The sequence below is a fragment of the Brevibacterium sp. Z349TD_9 genome, assembly GCF_056173565.1.
Genome location: NZ_CM149680.1, coordinates 1,278,878 through 1,299,602 on the forward strand (window position 1 = coordinate 1,278,878; position 20,725 = coordinate 1,299,602).

Annotated in this window: 17 protein-coding genes; 7 read left to right on the plus strand and 10 right to left on the minus strand. The window is 67.8% G+C overall.

Annotation, left to right across the window (positions count from 1 at the left end):
- Positions 1-36: 36 nt before the first annotated feature.
- Both AC0VYB_RS05745 and AC0VYB_RS05750 read right to left on the minus strand, forming a co-directional pair.
- Positions 37-1,425: a four-carbon acid sugar kinase family protein gene (locus tag AC0VYB_RS05745; RefSeq protein ID WP_475385072.1), complete on the minus strand. Its 1,389-nt coding sequence runs from the start codon at positions 1,423-1,425 to the stop codon at positions 37-39.
- Positions 1,422-2,885 (minus strand): GntP family permease, encoded by a 1,464-nt coding sequence (locus AC0VYB_RS05750; protein WP_144589249.1) that lies wholly within the window; start codon positions 2,883-2,885, stop codon positions 1,422-1,424. Before AC0VYB_RS05750 ends, AC0VYB_RS05745 begins: the two co-directional genes overlap by 4 nt.
- Before the next feature lie 179 nt (positions 2,886-3,064).
- Between AC0VYB_RS05750 and AC0VYB_RS05755 the strand changes: the two genes are divergently transcribed.
- Positions 3,065-5,272, plus strand: a complete 2,208-nt coding sequence (locus AC0VYB_RS05755) for a heavy metal translocating P-type ATPase (protein WP_259864232.1) — start codon at positions 3,065-3,067, stop codon at positions 5,270-5,272.
- Between the two features lie 25 nt (positions 5,273-5,297).
- On the opposite strand, the gene AC0VYB_RS05760 is transcribed toward AC0VYB_RS05755, so the two are convergent.
- Entirely contained in the window at positions 5,298-6,218 is a 921-nt protein-coding gene (locus AC0VYB_RS05760; protein WP_063250236.1) for a VOC family protein, read from the minus strand.
- Between the two features lie 182 nt (positions 6,219-6,400).
- Here AC0VYB_RS05760 and AC0VYB_RS05765 point away from each other — a divergent pair, with 182 nt between their 5' ends.
- From AC0VYB_RS05765 to AC0VYB_RS05785, 5 genes are all read left to right on the plus strand, one after another.
- Positions 6,401-7,123 (plus strand): VIT1/CCC1 transporter family protein, encoded by a 723-nt coding sequence (locus AC0VYB_RS05765; protein ID WP_475385073.1) that lies wholly within the window; start codon positions 6,401-6,403, stop codon positions 7,121-7,123.
- Positions 7,124-7,276: 153 nt separating this feature from the next.
- Complete coding sequence (locus AC0VYB_RS05770; protein WP_101624513.1) at positions 7,277-8,800, plus strand: sugar ABC transporter ATP-binding protein; 1,524 nt, start codon at positions 7,277-7,279, stop codon at positions 8,798-8,800.
- Positions 8,801-9,847 (plus strand): ABC transporter permease, encoded by a 1,047-nt coding sequence (locus AC0VYB_RS05775; protein WP_101624514.1) that lies wholly within the window; start codon positions 8,801-8,803, stop codon positions 9,845-9,847.
- Between the two features lie 70 nt (positions 9,848-9,917).
- A complete protein-coding gene (locus AC0VYB_RS05780) occupies positions 9,918-10,886 on the plus strand; it encodes an ABC transporter substrate-binding protein (protein WP_101624515.1) in 969 nt (322 codons plus the stop codon).
- A gap of 100 nt (positions 10,887-10,986) precedes the next feature.
- The gene (locus tag AC0VYB_RS05785) at positions 10,987-11,694 is read left to right on the plus strand and encodes a FadR/GntR family transcriptional regulator (protein ID WP_101624516.1); all 708 of its coding nucleotides are present in this window, start codon (positions 10,987-10,989) and stop codon (positions 11,692-11,694) included.
- Between the two features lie 10 nt (positions 11,695-11,704).
- Here AC0VYB_RS05785 and AC0VYB_RS05790 read toward each other — a convergent pair whose 3' ends face one another.
- The 7 genes from AC0VYB_RS05790 to AC0VYB_RS05820 all read right to left on the minus strand — a co-directional run bounded on the left by AC0VYB_RS05790 (position 11,705) and on the right by AC0VYB_RS05820 (position 18,564).
- Positions 11,705-12,466 (minus strand): SDR family NAD(P)-dependent oxidoreductase, encoded by a 762-nt coding sequence (locus AC0VYB_RS05790; RefSeq protein WP_197907841.1) that lies wholly within the window; start codon positions 12,464-12,466, stop codon positions 11,705-11,707.
- Between the two features lie 68 nt (positions 12,467-12,534).
- Complete coding sequence (locus tag AC0VYB_RS05795) at positions 12,535-13,416, minus strand: fumarylacetoacetate hydrolase family protein (protein ID WP_131248390.1); 882 nt, start codon at positions 13,414-13,416, stop codon at positions 12,535-12,537.
- A gap of 63 nt (positions 13,417-13,479) precedes the next feature.
- Positions 13,480-14,472 carry an aldo/keto reductase gene (locus AC0VYB_RS05800; protein ID WP_131248389.1) on the minus strand — a complete coding sequence of 331 codons (993 nt, stop codon included), beginning with the start codon at positions 14,470-14,472 and terminating at the stop codon, positions 13,480-13,482.
- Positions 14,469-15,362 carry an amidohydrolase family protein gene (locus AC0VYB_RS05805; protein ID WP_131248388.1) on the minus strand — a complete coding sequence of 298 codons (894 nt, stop codon included), beginning with the start codon at positions 15,360-15,362 and terminating at the stop codon, positions 14,469-14,471. The genes AC0VYB_RS05800 and AC0VYB_RS05805 overlap by 4 nt, the downstream gene beginning before the upstream one ends.
- Positions 15,359-15,775, minus strand: coding sequence for an RbsD/FucU family protein (locus tag AC0VYB_RS05810; protein ID WP_131248387.1), 417 nt, complete (start codon positions 15,773-15,775; stop codon positions 15,359-15,361). The genes AC0VYB_RS05805 and AC0VYB_RS05810 overlap by 4 nt, the downstream gene beginning before the upstream one ends.
- A 26-nt stretch (positions 15,776-15,801) precedes the next feature.
- Positions 15,802-17,190: a sugar porter family MFS transporter gene (locus tag AC0VYB_RS05815; protein WP_131248386.1), complete on the minus strand. Its 1,389-nt coding sequence runs from the start codon at positions 17,188-17,190 to the stop codon at positions 15,802-15,804.
- 63 nt (positions 17,191-17,253) lie between these two features.
- On the minus strand, positions 17,254-18,564 hold the full coding sequence (locus tag AC0VYB_RS05820) for an enolase C-terminal domain-like protein (protein WP_063250239.1): 1,311 nt from the start codon (positions 18,562-18,564) through the stop codon (positions 17,254-17,256).
- A gap of 789 nt (positions 18,565-19,353) precedes the next feature.
- On the opposite strand from AC0VYB_RS05820, the gene AC0VYB_RS05825 reads away from it, so the two are divergent.
- Positions 19,354-20,715 carry a DUF262 domain-containing protein gene (locus AC0VYB_RS05825; RefSeq protein WP_280559418.1) on the plus strand — a complete coding sequence of 454 codons (1,362 nt, stop codon included), beginning with the start codon at positions 19,354-19,356 and terminating at the stop codon, positions 20,713-20,715.
- Positions 20,716-20,725: the final 10 nt, after the last annotated feature.

Sequence of the window (20,725 nt, forward strand, 5' to 3'; positions counted from 1 at the left end):
GGGGCGAAAGGGGTGGGAGGTCGGGTGGACGGGGTCTCATCCCGCACCGACCCGCGAGGTCGCCATGAGGTAGTCGAGGCAGAGCGCGGCCGTGCCGGAGTCGCCGATGAGCCCGCCCTTGGTGACGATGGGCATTCCGTCGGCACGGCCTCCGACGAGGCGACCGCCGACGGCGAGGGGGATGATCTCCTTCTCGATCTCCATCCCCACCGCCCCGACTGCGGACATCACCGCGGCGGTGACGTCCCCGCCGGTGGTGTAGAGGCCGGTGACCTCGGGGGCCTCCATGACGATCCCCGCGATCTCAGCCAGCCTGCGCGTCGTCTCCTCCGCCGCGGCATCGGTGAGGTCGACGACGTCGGAGGCCTCGGTGACGGTGGCGACGATGACCGCCTTCGCCGAGGTGACCGACCCGATCCGTGCCAGTGTGGCCTCGACGTCGGGCAGGCCCTCGCCGTCAAGGACCGTGCGGACCACGCAGACGGACGGATCCTCGCTCAGGGTCGCCAGCTGTGCCCGGGTGACCTCGGTCGCCGAGCCGGAGATCCCGAAGACGACCCCGCGGGAACGGGTGGGCAGCAGGGACCTGGCGAGGGCGAGGCTGCCGGGACCGGGATCGATCGTCACCCAGTCGAGGACCTCGCCGTGGCGCAGATTCGCGTGGAGCCGAGCGTGCTCGCCGGGGGCGTCTGCGGGGATGTCCGCGATCTCGCGTGTCACCGAGGCGACGACGGACCCGACGAGCTCGATGTGCTCGGTGGTCAGGGCATCGACGACGATGACGTCGGCACCGGAGGAGATGCCGGAGATCACCGCGGCACGAACTGCCCGTCGGCCCTGCAGGACCCGGGAGAGCTCGATGAGGTGGCATTCGAGGTCGGTGCCGTCCTCGAGGATCCGGTCGACCTCCGAGGTCCGCATCGGCGAGCGCACGTCTCGGGCGAGCTCGGTGTGCTCAAGCAGCGTGCCGTCGAGGAGCTGGAGGCCCTGGACCGTGGTGCGTCCGGCGGCGGGGAAGGCGGGCACGCACAGGCCGATGACCCGGCGGGGCACCCCGCCGGCCGCCTGAGCCAGCTGTCGGCGGGCCTCGAGCGCCGCCTCGGCGGTGACGCCGACGTTGCCGCGCAGGGTCGTGTCGGTCCGGCACGCGAGGAGGTCGACGTCGCCGGCGACGCGGATGAGGGCATCGGTGAGTTCGGCGGCCTTCCGGGCGGGAAGGTGCCTCGAGTCGGCGTTGAGGACGACGGCGTCGTAGTCGTCGAGGAGGACGTCGAGGTCGACCCTCTCGTGCGGACTCGTCCCCGTCACGGTGATCGTGCGCAGTCCCGCCTCGGCGAACAGGGCGCCGCACGCGTTCCCACCGGTGAGGTCGTCGGCGACGATGAGGATCCGGGAGTGCTCCGGTTCGGTCGGGTCGCTGTTCATACGACCAAGTCGAGCACGAAGAGCAGCGGAATGGAACCGAGCCACACGGCGGTCGTGATCCCCGACCAGCCCTTGATCGCCTGGATGCCGTCGAGCCCGGCGAAGCGGGTGACGACCCAGAAGTACGAGTCGTTGAAGTAGGAGAAGACCATCGACCCGGCCGTGCACGCCATGACCGCGACGAGCGGGCTGAGCCCGAGAGGCTCGATGAGCGGGGCGGTGACGGAGGCGGCGGTGATCATCGCGACCGTGCCCGACCCCTGGGCCAGGCGGACGAGGGAGGCGATGATGAACGGGACGAGGAGCGCGGGCAGGCTGATCGAGGCGATCGCCTCGGCCAAGGCGTCGCCGACGCCCGACTCGCGCAGCACCATGCCGAAGCTGCCGCCGGCACCGGTGATGAGGAGGATGAGGCCGGCCGAGGCGGCGGCGTCGGCGAGCCAGCTCTGGACCTGCGAGCCCGGGGTGAACCGCGGCAGCAGGGTGTAGACGGCGAGGACGAGGCCGATGATGAGGGCGACGACGGGGTTGCCGATGAATGCGAGCGGAGCGACCCAGCTCGAGGGTTCGTAGTCATCCCCGGAGAGCACGCCCTGGGCGTTGCGGTCGATCGCCGTCGACACGGTGTTCGCGACGATGAGGAGGAGCGGGATGATGAGCGGAAGGAAGCCGAGGAACGCCCCGGGTTTCTTCCCGCCGACCGCGGTTGCGGGAGTCTCCGTCGTCGTCTCCTCGGTGACCGTCACCTCGTCCCCGGTGACCGTGTCGACGGTGGTCGCCGAGGCGGTCGCCGCTCCGACGCCGGCCGTTGCGTAGACGTCGCGGCTGACCTTGGCGTTGAGGTACGGCTCGAGCTTCGGGCCGATCCAGCGCGCGTAGATGACGACGACGGGCAGGAGGAGGACGGTGAAGACGAGGCCGGTGAGGATGACTCCGCCGATGTCGGCACCGAGGATGCCGGTCGCAGCGAGCGGGCCCGGGGTGGGCGGAACCATGTGGTGGGTGAGCGTCATGCCGGCACCGAGGGCAAGGGCGAGCGTGATGTAGCCGCCGCGTTTGACGCGGGCGATCGACCGGGCGAGCGGATTCATGATGACGTACCCGGAGTCGCAGAAGACGGGGATCGACACGAGCGAGCCGACCGATCCCATCGCCCACGGTTCGCGTCCCTTGCCGAAGGCGCGGAGGAAGGCGCGGGCGAGGGAGTCGGCGGCACCGGAGACCTCGAGGATCTTGCCGATGCCCACCCCGAGGCCGATGACGATGCCGATGCTCGCAAGCGTGTTGCCGAAGCCCGTGGTCACCGCGTCGATGAGCGAGAGCAGATCCTGACCGGCGACGACGCCGGTGACGAGAGCGGCGATGAGCAGGGCGATGAAGGCGTCGAGGCGGGTCGCGAGAACGATGATGACGATCGTCGCGATCCCGGCGACGAGTGCCGCGATGAGCTGCAGGTCCATGGGTTCCTCCACGTTGAGGCTGGCCGGGGGATCCGGTCAGGGAGCCGACTGAACCGGCTCAGAAGTTGCACAGTATGAGCAAGTATGGGCCATAGATGCGCATGAAAGCAAAGAAAATTTCTCGAGATCACCTCGGATTGGCCCTTGAATAATACCCGTGGGGGGTATATGTTCGAGGTATGGACACACAGCGCGAGGACAACACGGGCACCGATGTGCACGCCGGTCACGAGCACATGGACCACGCTCCGACGGACCACGGCGAGGACCATTCGCACATGGACCACTCCGGTATGGAACACGGCGATCATGGCGACCACGCCAGCCATGGCGATCATTCCGAGCACGCGGGCCATGGCGACCATGCCGGCCACGGCGACCACTCCGGCCACGGTGGCCATGGCGGCCATGCCGCCGTGTTCGGGCGCCTCTTCGTCGTCAACCTCATCATCGCCGTCCCCGTCGTCGCATTCAGTCCGATGTTCGGCCACCTCGTCGGCTATATGGTGCCCGAATCGGGACCGTGGGGATGGGTGCGCTGGATCGCCCCGATCCTCGGCACCGTCATGTACGTCTGGGGCGGTCGGCCCTTCCTCACCGGCGGGCTGAGCGAACTGAGGTCCCGCAAGCCGGGCATGATGCTCCTCATCGCGCTCGCGATCACCGTCGCCTTCCTCGCCTCATGGGGTTCGTCGCTCGGACTCCTCGACCCCGAGCTCGACTTCTGGTGGGAGCTCGCCCTCCTCATCGTCATCATGCTCGCCGGGCACTGGCTCGAGATGCGCTCGCTCGCGCAGACCACCTCGGCGCTCGACAGCCTCGCAGCCCTCCTTCCCGACGAGGCGGTCAAAGTCGTCGACGGGCAGACGGTCACGGTCTCACCCGCGGACCTCGTCGTCGGCGACATCGTCGTCGTCCGTCCCGGCTCCGCGGTTCCCGCCGACGGCCGCATCGTCGACGGCACCGCGGAGATGGACGAGTCGATGATCACCGGCGAGTCCCGCCCGGTGCGCCGCGGCGTCGGCGACACCGTCGTCGCCGGCACCGTCGCCACGGACTCCGGGGTGCGCATCGAGATCACCGCGACCGGTGACGACACCGCCCTCGCCGGCATCCGCAAGCTCGTCGCCGACGCGCAGAACTCCTCGTCCCGCGCGCAGCGCCTGGCCGACCGGGCCGCCGCCTGGCTGTTCTGGTTCGCCCTCGGCGCCGCTGTCATCACCGCGATCGTCTGGACGCTCGTGGGCATGCCCGACACCGCCGTGGTCCGCACGATCACCGTCCTCGTCATCGCCTGCCCCCATGCGCTCGGTCTGGCGATCCCGCTCGTCGTCTCGATCGCCACGGAGCGCGCCGCCCGCGCCGGCGTCCTCATCAAGGACCGTCTCGCGCTCGAGACGATGCGCACCGTCGACGCCGTCCTCTTCGACAAGACCGGCACCCTGACCAAGGGCGAGCCGACCGTCACCGCCGTCGAGACCACGGGAGAGCGCGGCCAGGACGAGGTGCTCGCCCTGGCAGCAGCGGCCGAGACCGACAGTGAGCACCCGCTCGCCCGCGCCATCGTTCGGGCAGCCGAGGACCGGGGGCTGCGCGTGCCGAGCGCGCAGAACTTCTCCTCGTCTCCGGCCGTGGGCGTGCGCGCCGAGGTCGACGGGTCCGTCGTCGAGGTCGGCGGACCGCATCTGCTCACCGAACGCGGAGCCGCCGAGGCGCAGGTCGCCGAGAAGTGGCGCAGTGAGGGGGCGATCATCCTCCACGTCCTCGTCGACGGCTCCGTCGTCGGTGCCCTGCGCCTGGCCGACGAGATCCGGCAGGAGTCACGGGAGGCAATCGACGCACTCCACCACCAGGGGATCGAGGTCGTCATGATCACCGGTGACGCCGAGGCGGTCGCCCGGTCCGTGGCCCGTGACCTCGGCATCGACCGGGTCTTCGCGGGAGTCCGTCCCGCGGACAAGGCCGCGAAGGTCTCCGAACTCCAGGCGGAGGGCAAGACGGTGGCGATGGTCGGCGACGGCGTCAACGACGCCCCGGCGCTCGCGCAGGCCGATGTCGGCATCGCGATCGGCGCCGGCACGGATGTCGCGATCGGCTCGGCCGGCGTCATCCTCGCCTCCGACGATCCGCGGTCCGTCCTCTCCGTCCTCGAGCTCTCCCGGGCCAGCTACCGGAAGATGAAGCAGAACCTCTGGTGGGCGGCGGGATACAACCTCATCGCGGTGCCGCTGGCCGCGGGCATCCTCGCCCCGATCGGCTTCGTCCTGCCGATGAGCGTCGGCGCGATCCTCATGTCCGCCTCGACGATCGTCGTCGCCCTCAACGCGCAGCTGCTGCGTCGCCTCGACCTCAGCCCCGAGGCCGCGGTCGCCGCCGCGGAGCGGTGAACCGCCCGGCCCCAGCGCTCGGGCCTCAGCGCTCGAGCACCTCGTCGAGCGCACTCGCTCCGGCGGCGACCGTGACCTGGGTGCCCCACGGGTCGGTGAGGCGCAGGGAGCGTCCGTCGTCGGCGAAGTCGAGGGAGTGGCGACGCAGACGCTGCCCGAGGGCGTCGAGGTCATCGCGGCCCGGCACGGTGATCGCGAGGTCCCCGAGGCCGAGGCTCGCCGCCCGCGGTCCGGCGCCGAGGCTGTTCCACGTGTTCATCGCGACATGGTGGTGGTAGCCGCCCGCGCCGGCGAAGAGCGCCCCGGGCATCGTCGAGTGCGTGACGCCGAACCCGAGGGCATCGACGTAGAAGGCCCGCGCCCTCTCGATGTCGCCGACCTGGAGATGGACGTGCCCGACGGTGCCTGCGAGTTCCGAGGTGTGCGCGAGGGCGTCGGTCGTCAGGTGCTCACGGAGGAACGCGTCGGGGTCGAACCGGATCGAATCCATCTCGACCTCACCGTCGGGGGAGTGGCCCCACGTGGCGCGATCGCGGTCGACGTAGAGTTCGATGCCGTTGCCCTCCGGATCGGTGAAGTAGAAGGCCTGGCTGACGAGGTGGTCCTGGGAGGCGACGAAGCGGCTGCGCGTGTTCTCCGCGGCGTGGGCGACGGTCGCGGCCAACGACTCCGGTGTCTCGAAGAGGAACGCGGTGTGGAAGAGCCCCGCCTGCCGAGGGTCGACACCGGGCAGACCGGGCGTCGCGACGAACTTGACCATGGGCGTCCTGCCGCGCCCGAGCGCCCGGTGGACCTCACGCCCCCGGCTCGACTCCTCGAGCGGTTCGAGGGCGAGTGCGTCGGCGTAGTAGTCGGTCATCGTCTCGAGGTCGCCGACGCGCAGGGTGACGGCGTCCATGCCGAGATCGGCGCTGAGCGCCGTCTCGGAGGTGGGATCGGTGGACATGGCCTGCTCCTTGCTGTCTCCGGCGGACTCCGCTGTGCCCGAGGTGCTGACGTCGCCCGAGGCGCTGAAGTCTCATCGTAGTCCCGCAGGGCGAGAGGGGTCCCATCGCAGACGGGTCACGCCCGGGGTAGGGGAGCGTGCGCATCCTTGCCGGGCCTGCGAGGGGAGACGATGATGGGGACATGACAGCGCAACGGCAGCCCCATCCCCACGAACCCCACGAGCGCGGCACCGGTCAGAAGCTCAACTGGCTGCGCGCGGGCATGCTCGGTGCCAACGACGGCATCGTCTCGACCGCCGGTGTCGTCATCGGTGTCGCCGCAGCGACACCGGACAACATCGCCGCGATCGCCACCGCCGGCGTCGCGGCCCTCGTCGCCGGCGCGTTCTCGATGGCCGGGGGAGAGTACGTGTCGGTGAGCACGCAGCGCGACACCGAGAAGGCGCTCATCGCCAAGGAGAAGCAGGAGCTCACGGAGATGCCCGACGACGAGCTCGCCGAGCTCGCCGGCTTCTACCAGGAGAAGGGGCTCTCGCCGGAGCTCGCCCGCGAAGTCGCCGTGGAGCTGACGAAGCGGGATGCGCTGGCCGCCCACGCCGAGGTCGAGCTCGGCATCGATCCAGAGCAGTTCACGAATCCGTGGGCGGCGGCGGCGTCCTCGTTCGTCTCGTTCACCGCCGGCGCCCTCATCCCGCTCGTCCTCATCCTCCTGCCCGTCGGCGCCCACCGTGTGTGGGTGGCGGCCGCGGCCGTCGTCGTCGGTCTCTTCCTCACCGGGTGGATCAGTGCGGGCCTCGGACGGGCACCGAGGCGGCCCGCCGTCATTCGCAACGTCCTCATGGGATCGGCGACGATGGTCGCGACCTACCTCATCGGCCTACTCTTCGGAGTCGCGACGGGCTGACTCCCTTGTCCGGCAAGTCATCCAATGTATTGAAGGTAATTCTCATATCGGATGGGAAACGTTTGGCGAAGATTCTTGTCATTGACGATCGAGGCATCTAGTCTGAACTACAGACATAGGATGTCTTAGGTATTCAATGAGGAGTCCCGCCAGATGTCAGATACCGCGAGCACCCCGCTGCTCGACATCCGCGGCGCCGGGAAGTCGTTCCCCGGCGTCCGCGCCCTTGCCGATGTCGATCTCGATCTCCGCCCCGGCGAAGTCCTCGGACTCGTCGGGGAGAACGGAGCCGGGAAGTCGACGCTGATGAAGCTGCTCTCCGGGGTCTACACGCCCGACACCGGAGAGTTCCGCATCGACGGGAAGCCGGTGTGCATCGGATCGACGACCGAGGCCGAACGCCTCGGCATCGCGATCATCCACCAGGAGTTCAACCTCGTCGACGACCTCACCGTCGCCCAGAACATCTACCTCGGCCGGGAACCGCGGATCGGTCCCTTCATCAGCGAACGTCGGCTCAACCGGGATGCCGCGGCGCTCCTGGCAAGGCTCGGTCTCACCCTCGACCCGAAGGCGGTCGTCGGTCGCCTCACCGTGGCTGCGCAGCAGATGGTCGAGATCGCCAAAGCGCTCAACCAGGACGCGCGGATCCTCATCATGGACGAGCCGACCGCCGCCCTCAACGATGAGGAGGTCGAGATCCTCCACGGCCTCATCCGCCGCTTCGTCACGCCCGAGACCGGGGTCATCTACATCTCCCACCGAATGCCCGAGCTCAAGGCGATCACTCAGCGCATCACCGTCATCCGCGACGGAGAGAAGATCGGAACCGTGCCCACAGCGACGACGGACATGCCCGAAGTCATCCGGATGATGGTCGGACGCGAACTCGACGCCGTCACCGAGGTCCCGAGCTATCAGGGCACCGCCGAGGTGGTCCTCGAGGTCCGCGACCTGGCGACGAAGGCGAAACTCAAGGGCATCAGCTTCGGCCTGCGGCGCGGAGAGATCCTCGGTCTGGCCGGGCTCATGGGCGCCGGGCGGACGGAGACGGCGCGGGCGATCATCGGTGCCGACCCGCTTTCGGCGGGCGAGATCCGCTTCGGAGGCAGGCGCGTGCGCATCCCCAATCCCGCCGCCGCGGCACGGATGGGCATCTGCTATCTCTCCGAGGACCGCAAGCAGCTCGGCGTCCTCACCGGACAGAGCGTGCGCGACAACATCGCCCTGCCGAGTCTGCGCCGCTTCAGCCGCGCCGGCTTCACCGACGAACGGCGGATCGACGCCGCTGCCCGTGACTTTGTCTCCACCCTGAAGATCCGGACCCCGTCGATCCAGCAGATCCTCGAGCGGCTCTCCGGCGGCAACCAGCAGAAGGTCGCGATCGCCAAATGGCTCGTGCGCGACTGCGACGTCTTCATCTTCGACGAACCCACCCGCGGCATCGACGTCGGGGCGAAGGCGGAGATCTACGCGCTCCTGCGCGAACTCAGCCGGCAGGGCAAGTCGATCATCGTCATCTCCTCCGAACTGCCCGAGGTCCTCCTGCTCTCCCACCGCATCGCGGTGCTCAGCGAAGGCCACCTCACCGGCATCCTCGACGCCGCCGAGGCGACGCAGGACTCGATCATGGAACTCGCCACCCGGTACACCGAATCGATGGGAATCGTGGCCTGAATGAACACCGAACTCGCCTCCGCCCCCGCGTCGCAGACGACCGCAGCGTCGTCGCCGAGTCGGCCGGCGGGCACCCGCAGCCGGTGGCGCAACTCGCTGCAGCAGCTGCTCGCCGTCGCCAGTCTCGTCATCATCGTCATCGTCTTCGCGATCATCAATCCCGACTCGTTCCTCACCCTGACCAACCTCTCGACGATCCTCACCACGGTGACGACGGTCGGGCTGCTCGCCCTCGGCGTCACGTTCATCATCATCACCGGCGGCATCGACCTCTCGGTGGGAACGGGCATGATCCTCTGCGGAGTCATGGCCGGGGTCTTCATCACGAACATGGGCCTGCCGCTGCCCGTCGGCATCGCCCTGACGATCGGCTTCGGCGGGCTCATCGGGCTCATCAACGGATTCAACGTCGCCGTCCTCGGGCTCCCGTCCTTCATCGCCACACTCGGGATGATGATGGTCACGCAGGGGCTCTCCCTCGTCATCAGCGGCACGAAGCCGATCTACTTCACCGAAGAGCCGGGGTTCGGGGCGATCATGAATGCCTCGCTCGTGCCGGGGATGCGCCTGCCCCTGGGCACCGTGCTCTTCCTCGTCCTCATCGTCGTCTCCGTGATCATCCTGCAGCGCACCCTCATCGGACGCACGGCCTTCGCGATCGGATCGAATGAGCGGGCCACCCGGCTCTCGGGCGTCAACGTCCGGGCGTGGCTCATCTCCGTCTACGTCCTCTGCGGCCTCTTCGTCGGCCTCGCCGGGGTGCTCTCGGCCTCCCGTCTCAGCTCGGCTCAGCCCACCGGCGGCGCCGGCATCGAGCTGCAGGCGATCGCCGCGGTGATCATCGGCGGCACCTCGCTCGCCGGCGGCCGGGGGTCGATGATCGGCACGGTCATCGGCGCGCTCATCATGGCCGTCCTCGACAACGGCCTGCGGATGGCAGGGGTCGCCCAGGAATGGCAGCAGGTCGCCATCGGCGTCGTCGTCCTCCTCGCCGTCTACCTCGACATCGTCCGGAAGAAGAACTCGGCGAGCGGGTCCTCGACCTAGGAAGGCCCACCGTCCCATCACGTTCCACCACGGCACCCACACACCGCCTCATCATTCGAAGGAGAACACCATGAGGACCAGCAAGCTGCTCACCTCGCTCGCGGCTCTCTCTGCCGCAGCGCTCATCGCCACCGGCTGCGGGTCGGGCGGATCAGGTGGGGGAGGTGAGGGCGAACGGACCATCGCGATCATCTCCAAGGGCTACCAGCACCAGTTCTGGCAGACCGTGAAGAAGGGCGCCGAGGAGAAGGCGAAGGAGCTCGGGGTGACCGTGACCTTCGAGGGCCCCGACAGCGAGACCGACGTCGAACAGCAGGTCACCCAGCTGCAGGGAGCCCTCGACAAGCAGCCCGACGCCGTCGCCATCGCCGCGCTCGACAGCAAGGCCGTCATCCCTCTGCTCCAGCAGGCGCAGTCGAGTGACATCCCCGTCATCGCCTTCGACTCCGGCGTCGACAGCGACATCCCGCTCACCACGGTCGCCACCGACAACAAGGCGGCCGCGGCCGAGGATGCGAAGAAGCTCGCCGAAGCCCTCGACGGGAAGGGCAAGGTCGGCATCGTCACCCATTCGGAGACCGCGCAGACCGGTGTCGACCGGCGCGACGGCTTCGTCGAGTACCTCGAGGCCAACGAACCGGGCATCGAGATCGTCGCGGAGCAGAACGCCGACGGCGACCAGGCGAAGTCCGCGGATGCGACGAAGGCGATGCTCCAGTCGAACAAGGACCTCGCCGGCCTCTACGGCACGAACGAAGGCGCGGCGATCGGCGTCGTCCAGGGCGTCAAGGAGCTCGGGAACACCGATGTCACCGTCGTCGGATTCGACTCCGGCAAGGCGCAGATCGATGCGATCAAGGACGGCTCGATGCTCGGAGCGGTGACGCAGAGCCCGCTCGACATCGGCGGAAAGACCGTCCAGGCCGCCGTCGACGCCATCGACGGCAAAGAGCTCGAGAAGGAGATCCCGACGAGCTTCTACTGGTACGACAAGTCGAACATCGGGGACCCGAAGATCGCCGAGCTGCTCTACGAATGATCCGCTCGGAGGACGGCGCGACCGCCTCGGCGAGGACGGACTCCCACCTCGCCGGGGTGCGGTCGTCTCCGCCGAGGCGGTCGTGTACTAGGTTGGGGCCATGGCACTGACGGACGACGCGCTCGACAAGATCAAGGACCTCATCGTCTCCGGCGAGCTTCGGCCCGGCGACCGACTGCCGCCGGAGGCCGAGCTCGCTGAACGCCTCGGCCTGTCACGGAACTCGCTGCGCGAGGCGGTCAAGGCCCTCGACTTCATCAACGTCCTCGACGTCCGCCGGGGATCGGGCACCTACGTCACCTCGCTCTCGGCCGAAGACCTCACCGAGGCGGTGTCCTTCCTCGTCGACGTCCACGCCTCCGGGTCGCTCAAGGAGATCCTCGAGGTCCGTCGGATCTTCGAGGCCGAGACCGCGTATCGGGCGGCCGAGCGGATCGACGAGGAGGGTCTCGCTCAGCTGCGGCAGACGATCAGCGACACGGATCCCGCCTCGGTCGAGTCCCTCGTCGCCCACGACTTCGAGTTCCATTCGACGATCGCGAAGCATTCGGGCAACGCCTACCTGGCGGCGATGCTCGAGGCCGTGTCGATGAAGACGACCCGGGCCAGGACGTGGCGGGGGATGACCGAGGCCGGAGCCGTCGAGCGCACGCTCGAGGAGCATCGGCTCATCATCGATGCGCTCGCCGCCGGGGACGCCAGGCTGGCCCAGTCGATCATGATCCTTCACGTCTCCGGCGTCCAGCGCTGGGTCGACCACGTCGATGTCGTCACCGAGGAGGATCTCGACGACATCGCCGAAGCCTGAGGAAGCCGTCTCATTCGGGACGCAGACGCAGTCCCTGCATGCCACCGTCGACGGCGACGGCCGTGCCCGTCGTCGATCCCTGGAGGGGACTGGCGAGGAAGACGATCGTGCGCGCCACCTCCTCGGGTTCGACGAGGCGACCGTGCGGCTGGCGGGCGTTGAGCGCCCGCAGCTCCGCCTCGGGGTCCTCGGCCCTGGCCATCAGCCCGGTCATCACCCACGGGGTGTTCGCGGTGCCCGGGCACACGGCGTTGACGCGGATGCCCTCACGGACGTGGTCGGCGGCCATGGCCAGCGTCATCGAGTAGATCGCTCCCTTGCTCGCCGAGTAGAGGACACGGTCGGGCAGTCCCGCAGTGGCGGCGACCGACGAGGTGTTGACGATCGCTGCGTGCTCCGAGCGGCGCAGGTAGGGCAGGGCGGCGGCGGTGACCCGGGCGACGGAGACGACGTTGACGCTGAGCACACGCTCCCATTCGGCATCGTCGTTGGCATCGACCTGCCCCTGTGCCCCGATCCCCGCGTTGTTGACGACGATGTCGATGCCGCCGAACTCCGCGGCCGCCGCCTCGACGGCGGCCGCGACGGAGGCACGGTCGGAGACGTCGCAGGCGAGCCCGAGTGCGCCGTCCGGAGCGCCTGCGGGGTTGAGGTCGAGGACGGCGACGTTCGCCCCGCCGTCGAGAAGGAGCTCGGTCACGGCCCTGCCGATGCCCGATGCGCCACCGGTGACGAGGGCGGTGAGACCGGCGAATTCCGATATGGTGCTCATGCTGTGCAGCTTTCTCTCTGGAGTCGGATGGTGGAGGTCGACGTCACAGGCCGATGGACGTCGGCCGGTCAGTCGAGGAGGAGGTCGGCGCCGGTCCCGGCGGGAGCGTCGACCCGGAAGTAGGCCTGCCGCTGTCGACCGAGTCCCTCGATCTCGACCTCGGAGACATCCCCGGGTTCGAGGTAGGGGAAGCGGCCGGAGAGGGCGACGCCCTGCGGGGTCCCGGTGGAGATGACGTCGCCGGGCTCGAGCTGCATGTACTGGCTCAGCCGCCAGACGATGTCCTCGACGGGGAAGATCATGTCAGAGGTGTTCGAGTCCTGCCGGGGTTCCCCGTTGACCCAGCTGGCGAGCCGGAGCCGGTGCGGGTCGATCGCGTCGGCGGTGACGAGGCAGGGTCCCAGCGGCATCGAGTCCTTGACGACCTTGCCCTTCGACCACTGCCCTCCCGAATGCACCGTCTGGTAGTCGCGTTCGGAGAGGTCGTTGGCGACGAGGTAGCCGCCGATGACCTCGGCGGCGGCCTCCGGGCTCTCGAGGTAGGCGGCCCGGGCACCGATGACGACGCCGAGCTCGACCTCCCAGTCGAACGTCGTCGCACGCGGCGGGATGCCGATCGGATCGTAGGGTCCGGTGATCGTGTTCGGGGTCTTGAGGAAGATGATCGGCTGGGTCGGTGCCGCGGCACCGGATTCGGCGGCGTGCGCGGCGTAGTTCTGGCCGATGCAGATGACGGCCGAAGGCCGGGCGATCGGTGCGCCGATGCGCTGCCCGCTGATGTCGATCTCCGGCAGGGTGCCGGCCTCGAGCGCCGCGGCGATCCGGGCAGGGCCGTCCGCCCAGAACGTCGGGTCGATGTCGGTGACGACGGCGCTGAGGTCGAAGTGTCGGCCGTCGACGTCGACGACGGGGGTCTCGGCATCGCGGTCGCCGATTCTCATGAGTCTCATTCGCAACTCCTCTGTGCTGTCAGGGTCGGGTCGAGTGGATGGGCGGTCGGTGGTCGCGGGGCCTCACGGGCCCAGCGTCGCAGGGTCGGCGGTGAGGAGTCCCGCGGCGACCGCGCGGGCCCAGAAGTCCTCGGGTACGGGGTGGGCGGCGAGTTCGACATTGCGTCTGACCTGGTCAGGTGTGCGCATGCCGAGGGTGACGTTGGTGATCGCGGGGTCCCGGAGGCTGAATTGGACGGCTGCCGCCGGCAGCGTCGTCCCGCACTCCGCGGCCAATGCTGCGAGCGCCTCGGCCTTGTCGAGGACCTCTCGGGGTGCGTCCTCGTAGTTGTACTTCGCCTTCCTGCCCGGGTCGGCGTTGGCGAGGATCCCGGAGTTGAAGACGCCGACGTTGACGATACCGACCCCGCGGGAGGCGCACGCCGGGATGAGGTCCTCGCGACCTCCCTGTTCGAGGAGCGTGTACCGGCCCGCCTGCATGACGACGTCGATGTCGGTCTCGGTGACGAAGCGGGTGAGCATCTCCGCCTGGTTCATCCCGGCACCCCACGCGCCGATGATCCCCTCGTCGCGCAGGCGTGCGAGTTCGGGCACGGCCCCGTCGATCGCCTCGGTCCAGTGGTCGTCGGGGTCGTGGATGTAGACGATGTCGATGCGGTCGAGGCCCAGCCTCTCGAGGGACTCCTCGAGGGAGCGGCGGATGCCGTCCGGGGAGTAGTCGCGCACACGGGCCTGGTCGCCGGGCACGGCGAAGCCCTCGTCGTCCCACTCCTGCGGGTCCTCCGCGGGGCGGACGAGCCGACCGACCTTCGTCGAGACGAGGTACTCCTCACGGGGCTTGGTCCGCAGCACCTCGCCGAGGCGACGCTCGCTCAGCCCGAGACCGTAGTGGGGTGCGGTGTCGTAGTACCGGATTCCCAGTGACCAGGCTTCCTCGATCGCTGAATGGGCGGTCTCGTCGTCGATCTGCCGGTAGAGGTTTCCGATCGGGGCGCCTCCGAATCCGAGCGTGCGCATGTCGTGCAGGCGCTGCACGACGGAGTTCCTCAGAGTCATTCGCTCCTCCTTGAGAGATAGAAGTCGGCGGCGGTCCCGCCCAGGACGGCGGCGAGGTCCGCCTCGTCGAGGACGGTGCGCAGCGCGGAGGTCGCAGCCTCCTCCCACACGGGCAGTCCGAGACCGTGGCCGGTCGTCGAGACGGGGTGGTCCGAGCCGTACATCGTCCGGGCCGGGCCGAAGGCCGCGAGAGTGTCGGCCGCATAACGTGCGGCGAGGGCGTTCGCGGCCTCGCCGCTCACCCGCCCGGGCACCTGACCGGGGAGTCCGGAGAACTTCACGTGGAGGCCGGGGTGCAGGGCGAGCGAAGCCATCGCCGCTGCCCATCCGTCATGCGCGAAGTCCGGATCGGCGGGCAGGGGCTTGCCGAGGTGGTCGATGACGACCCGGTCGGCCGAGCCGCGGGCGCTGACGATCGCGGAGACGAATGTCTCGAGTTCGCTCAGCTGTTCTGCGCGCACGCAGAGGTCGATGCTCAGCCCCGCGTCGAGGGCGGTCAGGGTTCCGGCGAGCAGCGTGTCGGCGGTCTCCGAGGCTCCGACGGCGAGGTCGCCTGTGGCCCGACCCTCGAAATTGTCCCTCACCCCGACGACGAGGGGGTGGGAGCGGAGCCGGTCGACCGCCTCGGCGAGGCCCGGATCAGTGCAGTCGACGGCGGCGACGATGCCGCGGATGAGCGGGGGCCCGGCGGCGATCCGGGTCAGCCATTCCACCTCGGCGAAGGCCTCATCACGGGCGGCGCCGGCTTCGATGACGATCGCCCCGGTCGCCGCCGTTTCGAGCTCGCCGGGCCGGGAGGTGCGCGGCAGGTCCGGCAGGCCGGCCATCCACGGGTAGGTGAAGCGGTCGCGGTCCCAGAGGTGGAGATGGGAGTCGATGAGCTCTGTCATGGCACGACGACTCCGACCGTGAGGAGGAGGTTCGCGTATTGGCGCTGGTCCCCGGTCGCGATGACGAGGCCGAGGTCCCGGCTGCGGGCGAGGTCGTAGAACGCGAAGCGCTCGTGCCCGGTGAAGGGCACGTCCGGCAGGATCACCGTATAGCCGACCACGGCGGGAGCGGTGCCGGCCTCGGCGGTGAGCATGAACGCGCACGCTTCGATCGGGATCATCTGTGCCAGCGGGGCGAGGATCTGGTCGACGGTGAGGAGACCGGGGGCGACGTTGAGGGCGATCCGGGTGGCGCCCTCAGCTGCGCCGGTGAGGTGGGGATAGTTGCCGTCGGCGAGGAGGATCGTCGTCCCGTGACCGCACCGGGCGAGGGCGGCGAGGAGTTCGGGGTGGGTGATCGGGGTGGTGAGCATGGGCTCTCCTCTGCGTCGGTGCGGGGTCAGTCCTGGTCGGTCGCCGAGGCGGATGCCCCTCTCGTCCTCCAGTATGCTTCGATCTCCTCGAGGGAGCGCCCCGACGTCTCGGGGACGCGGGTGAGGACGAACCACAGGGCGGCGGCCGAGAGCAGCGCGAAGACGAGGAAGACGAGCGGACCGATCGCGTCGAGGGCGACGGGGAAGGCCCAGGCGAACGTTGCGTTGAAGAGGTACTGGGTGAAGGTGATGACGCCGGTGCCGATGGCGCGCACGGACAGGGGGAGGACCTCGGGGACGAGGAGCCAGAAAACCGGCCCCATGCCGATGCCGAAGGCGAATGTGTAGGCGAAGACGGCGGCGATGGACACCCAGCCGGCGTCGGGCAGGAGCCAGAGGGCGATCATCGCCACGGTCTGCCCGAGCATGGAGATCGCGAGCAGGCGGACGCGGCCGAGCCGGTCGATGATCGGCAGGGCGATGGCCGTGGAGACGACGAGGGCGATGCCGACGCCGTAGTTCGCGTAGCTTCCGGCGCGATCGCCCATGCCCGACTGGGCGAAGATGATCGGGGCATAGTAGACGACGGCGTTGATGCCGGTGAAGACCTGGAAGAACGTGAGGACGAGCAGGACGATCATGGGGCGGCGGGCCGAGGTCGTCAGTCCGCGCAGTCCGGCCTCCTGCTGGGCGAGGCTGTCTTTGATGTCGGTGAACTCGAGGCGGGCGATCTCCTCGGTTCCGCGCAGGGCGCCGAGCACCCTGAGCGCGTCGGCGTCGCGTCCGCGGGTGATGAGCCAGCGCGGACTGGCGGGGGAGAGGACCATGCCGCCGAAGAAGACGACGGCGGGGATCGCTCCGACGCCGAGGATCCACTGCCACAGACCCGATGTCTGGAAGGCATCGCCGACGATGTAGGCGGCGAGGATGCCGAAGTTCACGGCGAGCTGGTAGAGCCCGGTGAGCAGTCCGCGGATGCGAGTGGGGGAGAGTTCGGAGAGGTAGATGAGGCCGAACATGTTGGCGATCCCGACGCCGAGGCCGAGGAAGAAGCGGGCGGCCCCGAGGACCGCGGGTGTCGGTGCGAAGGCGCAGGCGAGCGAGCCGACGAAGAAGATGACGGCGGCGACGATGAGGAGGTGGCGGCGGTCGAAGCGGCGGGCGGCGAGCGTGGCCCCGATGATCGAGGGCAGGGCGCCCCAGAGGAGAAGGGAGGTGATGAGCCCCTGCTCGCCGGCGTCGAGGCCCATCTGGTCGATGAGCAGCGGCAGGGCGCCCGAGATCGCGCCCGAGTCGTAGCCGTAGAGGAGACCGGAGAAGCCGGCGAGGACGGCGATGAGGATGATCCGGCGGGGGATCGGCTCACTGTCGTGGCTGCGGGTGAGCGGGGTGTCGGTGGTGGTGCGGTCGGTCACGTCGTCGATCCTCATTGTTCGGTTTCGGTGCTCGGAGTCTGTGCGCCGGGACGCGGGCTGCGCTCAGGCGATCTCGCGTGCGTGCCACACAGGACCGCCGGGGAACGCGTAGTCGGAGAGCGTCCGCCGGTGGATCTCGGCACCGGCGCCGGGTGCCGTGGGCGGCCAGTAGCGCCCGTCGTGGACGTCGACGGGGGTGAGGAAGTGCTCGTGGAGGTGGTCGACGAACTCGATGCAGCGGTCGTCCATGGTCGCGGAGACGGCGACGAAGTCGAACATCGAGAGGTGCTGGACGAGTTCGCACAGCCCCACGCCCCCGGCGTGCGGGCAGACGGGGACCTCGGCGTGAGCGGCGAGGAGGAGGTTGGTGATGTTCTCGTTCACCCCGGCGACCCGGGTGGCGTCGATCTGCATGACCCGCAGTGCGTCGGCCTGGAGCATCTGCTTGAAGACGATCCGGTTCTGGCAGTGCTCACCCGTGGCGACGGGGGTCGGGGCGATGTGCTTCTGGATGTGGGCATGGGCGAGGATGTCGTCCGGCGAGGTCGGCTCCTCGACCCAGCGGAGACCGAAAGGAGCGAGGTCGTCGATCCAGTCGACCGCCTCGGCGGCGTCCCAGTGCTGGTTGGCATCGACGGCGATGGGGAAGTCAGGCCCGCAGATCTCCCGGGCGATGCCGAGGCGGCGGATGTCGTCGTCCCGGTTGGCTCCGACCTTGAGCTTGATCTGGTCGAAGCCCTCAGCGATGGCCTCCCGGCACAGCCGCGCGAGCTTCTCGTCGGAGTAGCCGAGCCACCCGGGTGTCGTCGTGTACGCCATGTATCCGGTCTCGCGGAGCTCGGCGATCCGCTCGGCCCGACCGGGTTCTGCGCGTTCGAGGATCGCGAGCGCGTCGTCCCTGGTCATGAAGTCCGAGAGGTAGCGGAAGTCGATGAGGTCGAGGATCTCTGCCGGGCTCATGGCGGCGAGCAGCTCCCACAGCGGCAGGCCCGCCCGCTTCGCCTTGAGGTCCCAGAGGGCGTTGACGACGGCGCCGATGGCCATATGGCTCACGCCCTTCTCAGGTCCGAGCCAGCGCAGCTGCGAGTCGTGGACGAGTTCGCGCCAGAAGCCGCCCATGTCCTCGAGGATCGGTTCGACCTCGCGTCCGATGAGGGTCTCGGCGATGACGCGCACGGCTTCGGTCTCGATGTCGTTGCCGCGCCCGATCGTGAAGACGAACCCGTGTCCCTCATGGCCGTCGGCTGAGTCGGTGGAGACGATGAGGTAGGCCGCGGAGTAGTCGGGGTCCGGATTCATCGCATCGGAGCCGTCGAGGCTCGCCGAAGTGGGGAATCGGAGGTCGACGACGTCGATCGAGGAGATGGTAGACATTGCGTCCTTTCACACAACTGCGGTGTTGTGATCGGATGTCTGAACGGGGCGATCGTCCAGATACTCGGTCACGCTCATCAACCCGAGTTTAAACATAGGATGTTTAAGTGGTCAAGGGTGAGGATGGTGTGGTTGCGGCCAATGAGCAGGGGAGTGGGCAGTGACTGCAGTGACGAGTGATCGGATGTCTGCGCGCGACCGTTTGGTGTCTGAGGGGCCGATCACCATTGATGGCGTCGAGCGGGACCTCGAAGCGGCGATGGAGACTCGTGGCAATCTGCGGGTCTGAGGCCAGCCCCGTGGCCGAGCGGGCGATCGAAGCCATGCTCCAGTCGACCTCGGAGGGCTGGTGTTTCTGGGACGCCGCCTCCGTTGTGTGCGGACGATGGCGAAGTCCGACGATCCAGTTCGCCATGGGTCAACCTCCCTGCCCCTGGTGTTGCATCTCGCAGACAGATGGACCTGAACCGGTGTTCTCATTGCCCGTTCAGCGAGTAGAAAATTGCACAATCTTTGAGGTGCATGGAGGGCAGACGAGAACTCTTGGGCCATTTCGCAGTTATGGGGTTCGGCGCATGTCTCGCTGCCTTCGCCTGCCGATGTGGATGGGATTCGATACGTAGTCGCGAAGGGTCCTGATTTCACGTGCGTTCGCCGCCTCGCGGCTGGCCCATCAATCCGTTCAGAATGACTGCGAACTTGTCTATCGCGTTGGCCAGTCGACGAGTCGATCTGAGTGTACATTGAGGTTCTGAACAGGACGTTGAGTGCAATTGCAAGGAGTCTGAGGTGTCCAAGTATTCAGTGAGGCAGGACCAGGTCCAGACATTGCTCTCGTGGGTCCGCAGTGGCCAGATCGCGATCCCCGAGATGCAACGGCCGTTCGTCTGGTCTTCGACGAAGGTGCGCGATCTTCTCGATTCCCTGTACAAGGGCTATCCTGTCGGTTACCTCATCACGTGGCAGAGTCAGGACGTCGGGCTCAAAGACGGTTCCACTTCCGGCTTCAAGCAGATCCTCATCGACGGTCAACAGCGAATCACTGCTATGACTGCTGCTCTGGTCGGTGCCGAGGTCGTCGACAAAAACTACGCCAAGAAGCGGATACAGATCGCCTTCAATCCGCAAGAGGAGAAGTTTGAGACACTGACTCCGTTCCTTGACCGTGACCCAGCCTGGATATCGGATATCTCCGAGTTTATGAACAGCCGATCGACATTCCGGTCGATCAGTTCGTATCTCGAAGCCAACCCGGAGGCAGATGCCAACGCAGTCGAGGACGCTTTTGAGCGGCTTGCTGGAATTCAGAATGCTCAGGTCGGCATCATCACACTCGCTGACGATCTCGACATCAACACGGTCACCGAGATTTTCATACGCATCAACTCGAAAGGCGTTACCCTTTCCAGTGCCGATTTCGCGATGAGCAAGATCTCAAGCCACGGAATGTACGGCTCGAACCTCCGCAAGCTCATCGACTATTTCTGCCATATGGCGCGTCACCCGCAGGCGTACGATGACATTTCGGCGAATGACAAAGCGTTCGCTGATTCCGGATTGATGGAACGAATCGCTTGGCTGAGGAATGACACCTCCGATCTGTACGACCCTGAGTACACGGACGTCATTCGAATCGCCGGTTTGCGAGGCTTCGGCAGAGGAAGGATGGCTTCGCTCGTCAGTCTGCTGTCCGGCCGGGATTTCGAAACTCGGTCCTTCAGCGAAGAGCTCGCCGTGCAGTCATTCGAGACTTTGGAAAACGCTCTGCTGGAGATCGTCAATCAGTACAATTTCCAGCAGTTTGTCCTCACCGTAAAATCGGCAGGTTTCACTCAGGCGAAGATGATCACCTCTAAGAACGCGCTCAACTTCGCGTATGCGCTGTTCATCCGGTTGCGCGCCGAGAAGCAGATGACAGACGGTGAGATCAAGAGCGTGGTTCGTCGATGGTTTGTCATGTCAATGTTGACAGGGCGCGCGTCAGGATCTTTCGAGACGCAATTCGAGGTCGACATGCGTCGAATCGGCGAACTGGGCGTCGCCAACTATCTCGATCAGATCGAGCGCGGACAGCTCACCGACGGCTTCTGGGAGATCGAACTCGGTGGTGTCATAGCGTCGAAGCAACACTCCCGGTCGGCGGGGGTCTGATCGGTGGAGT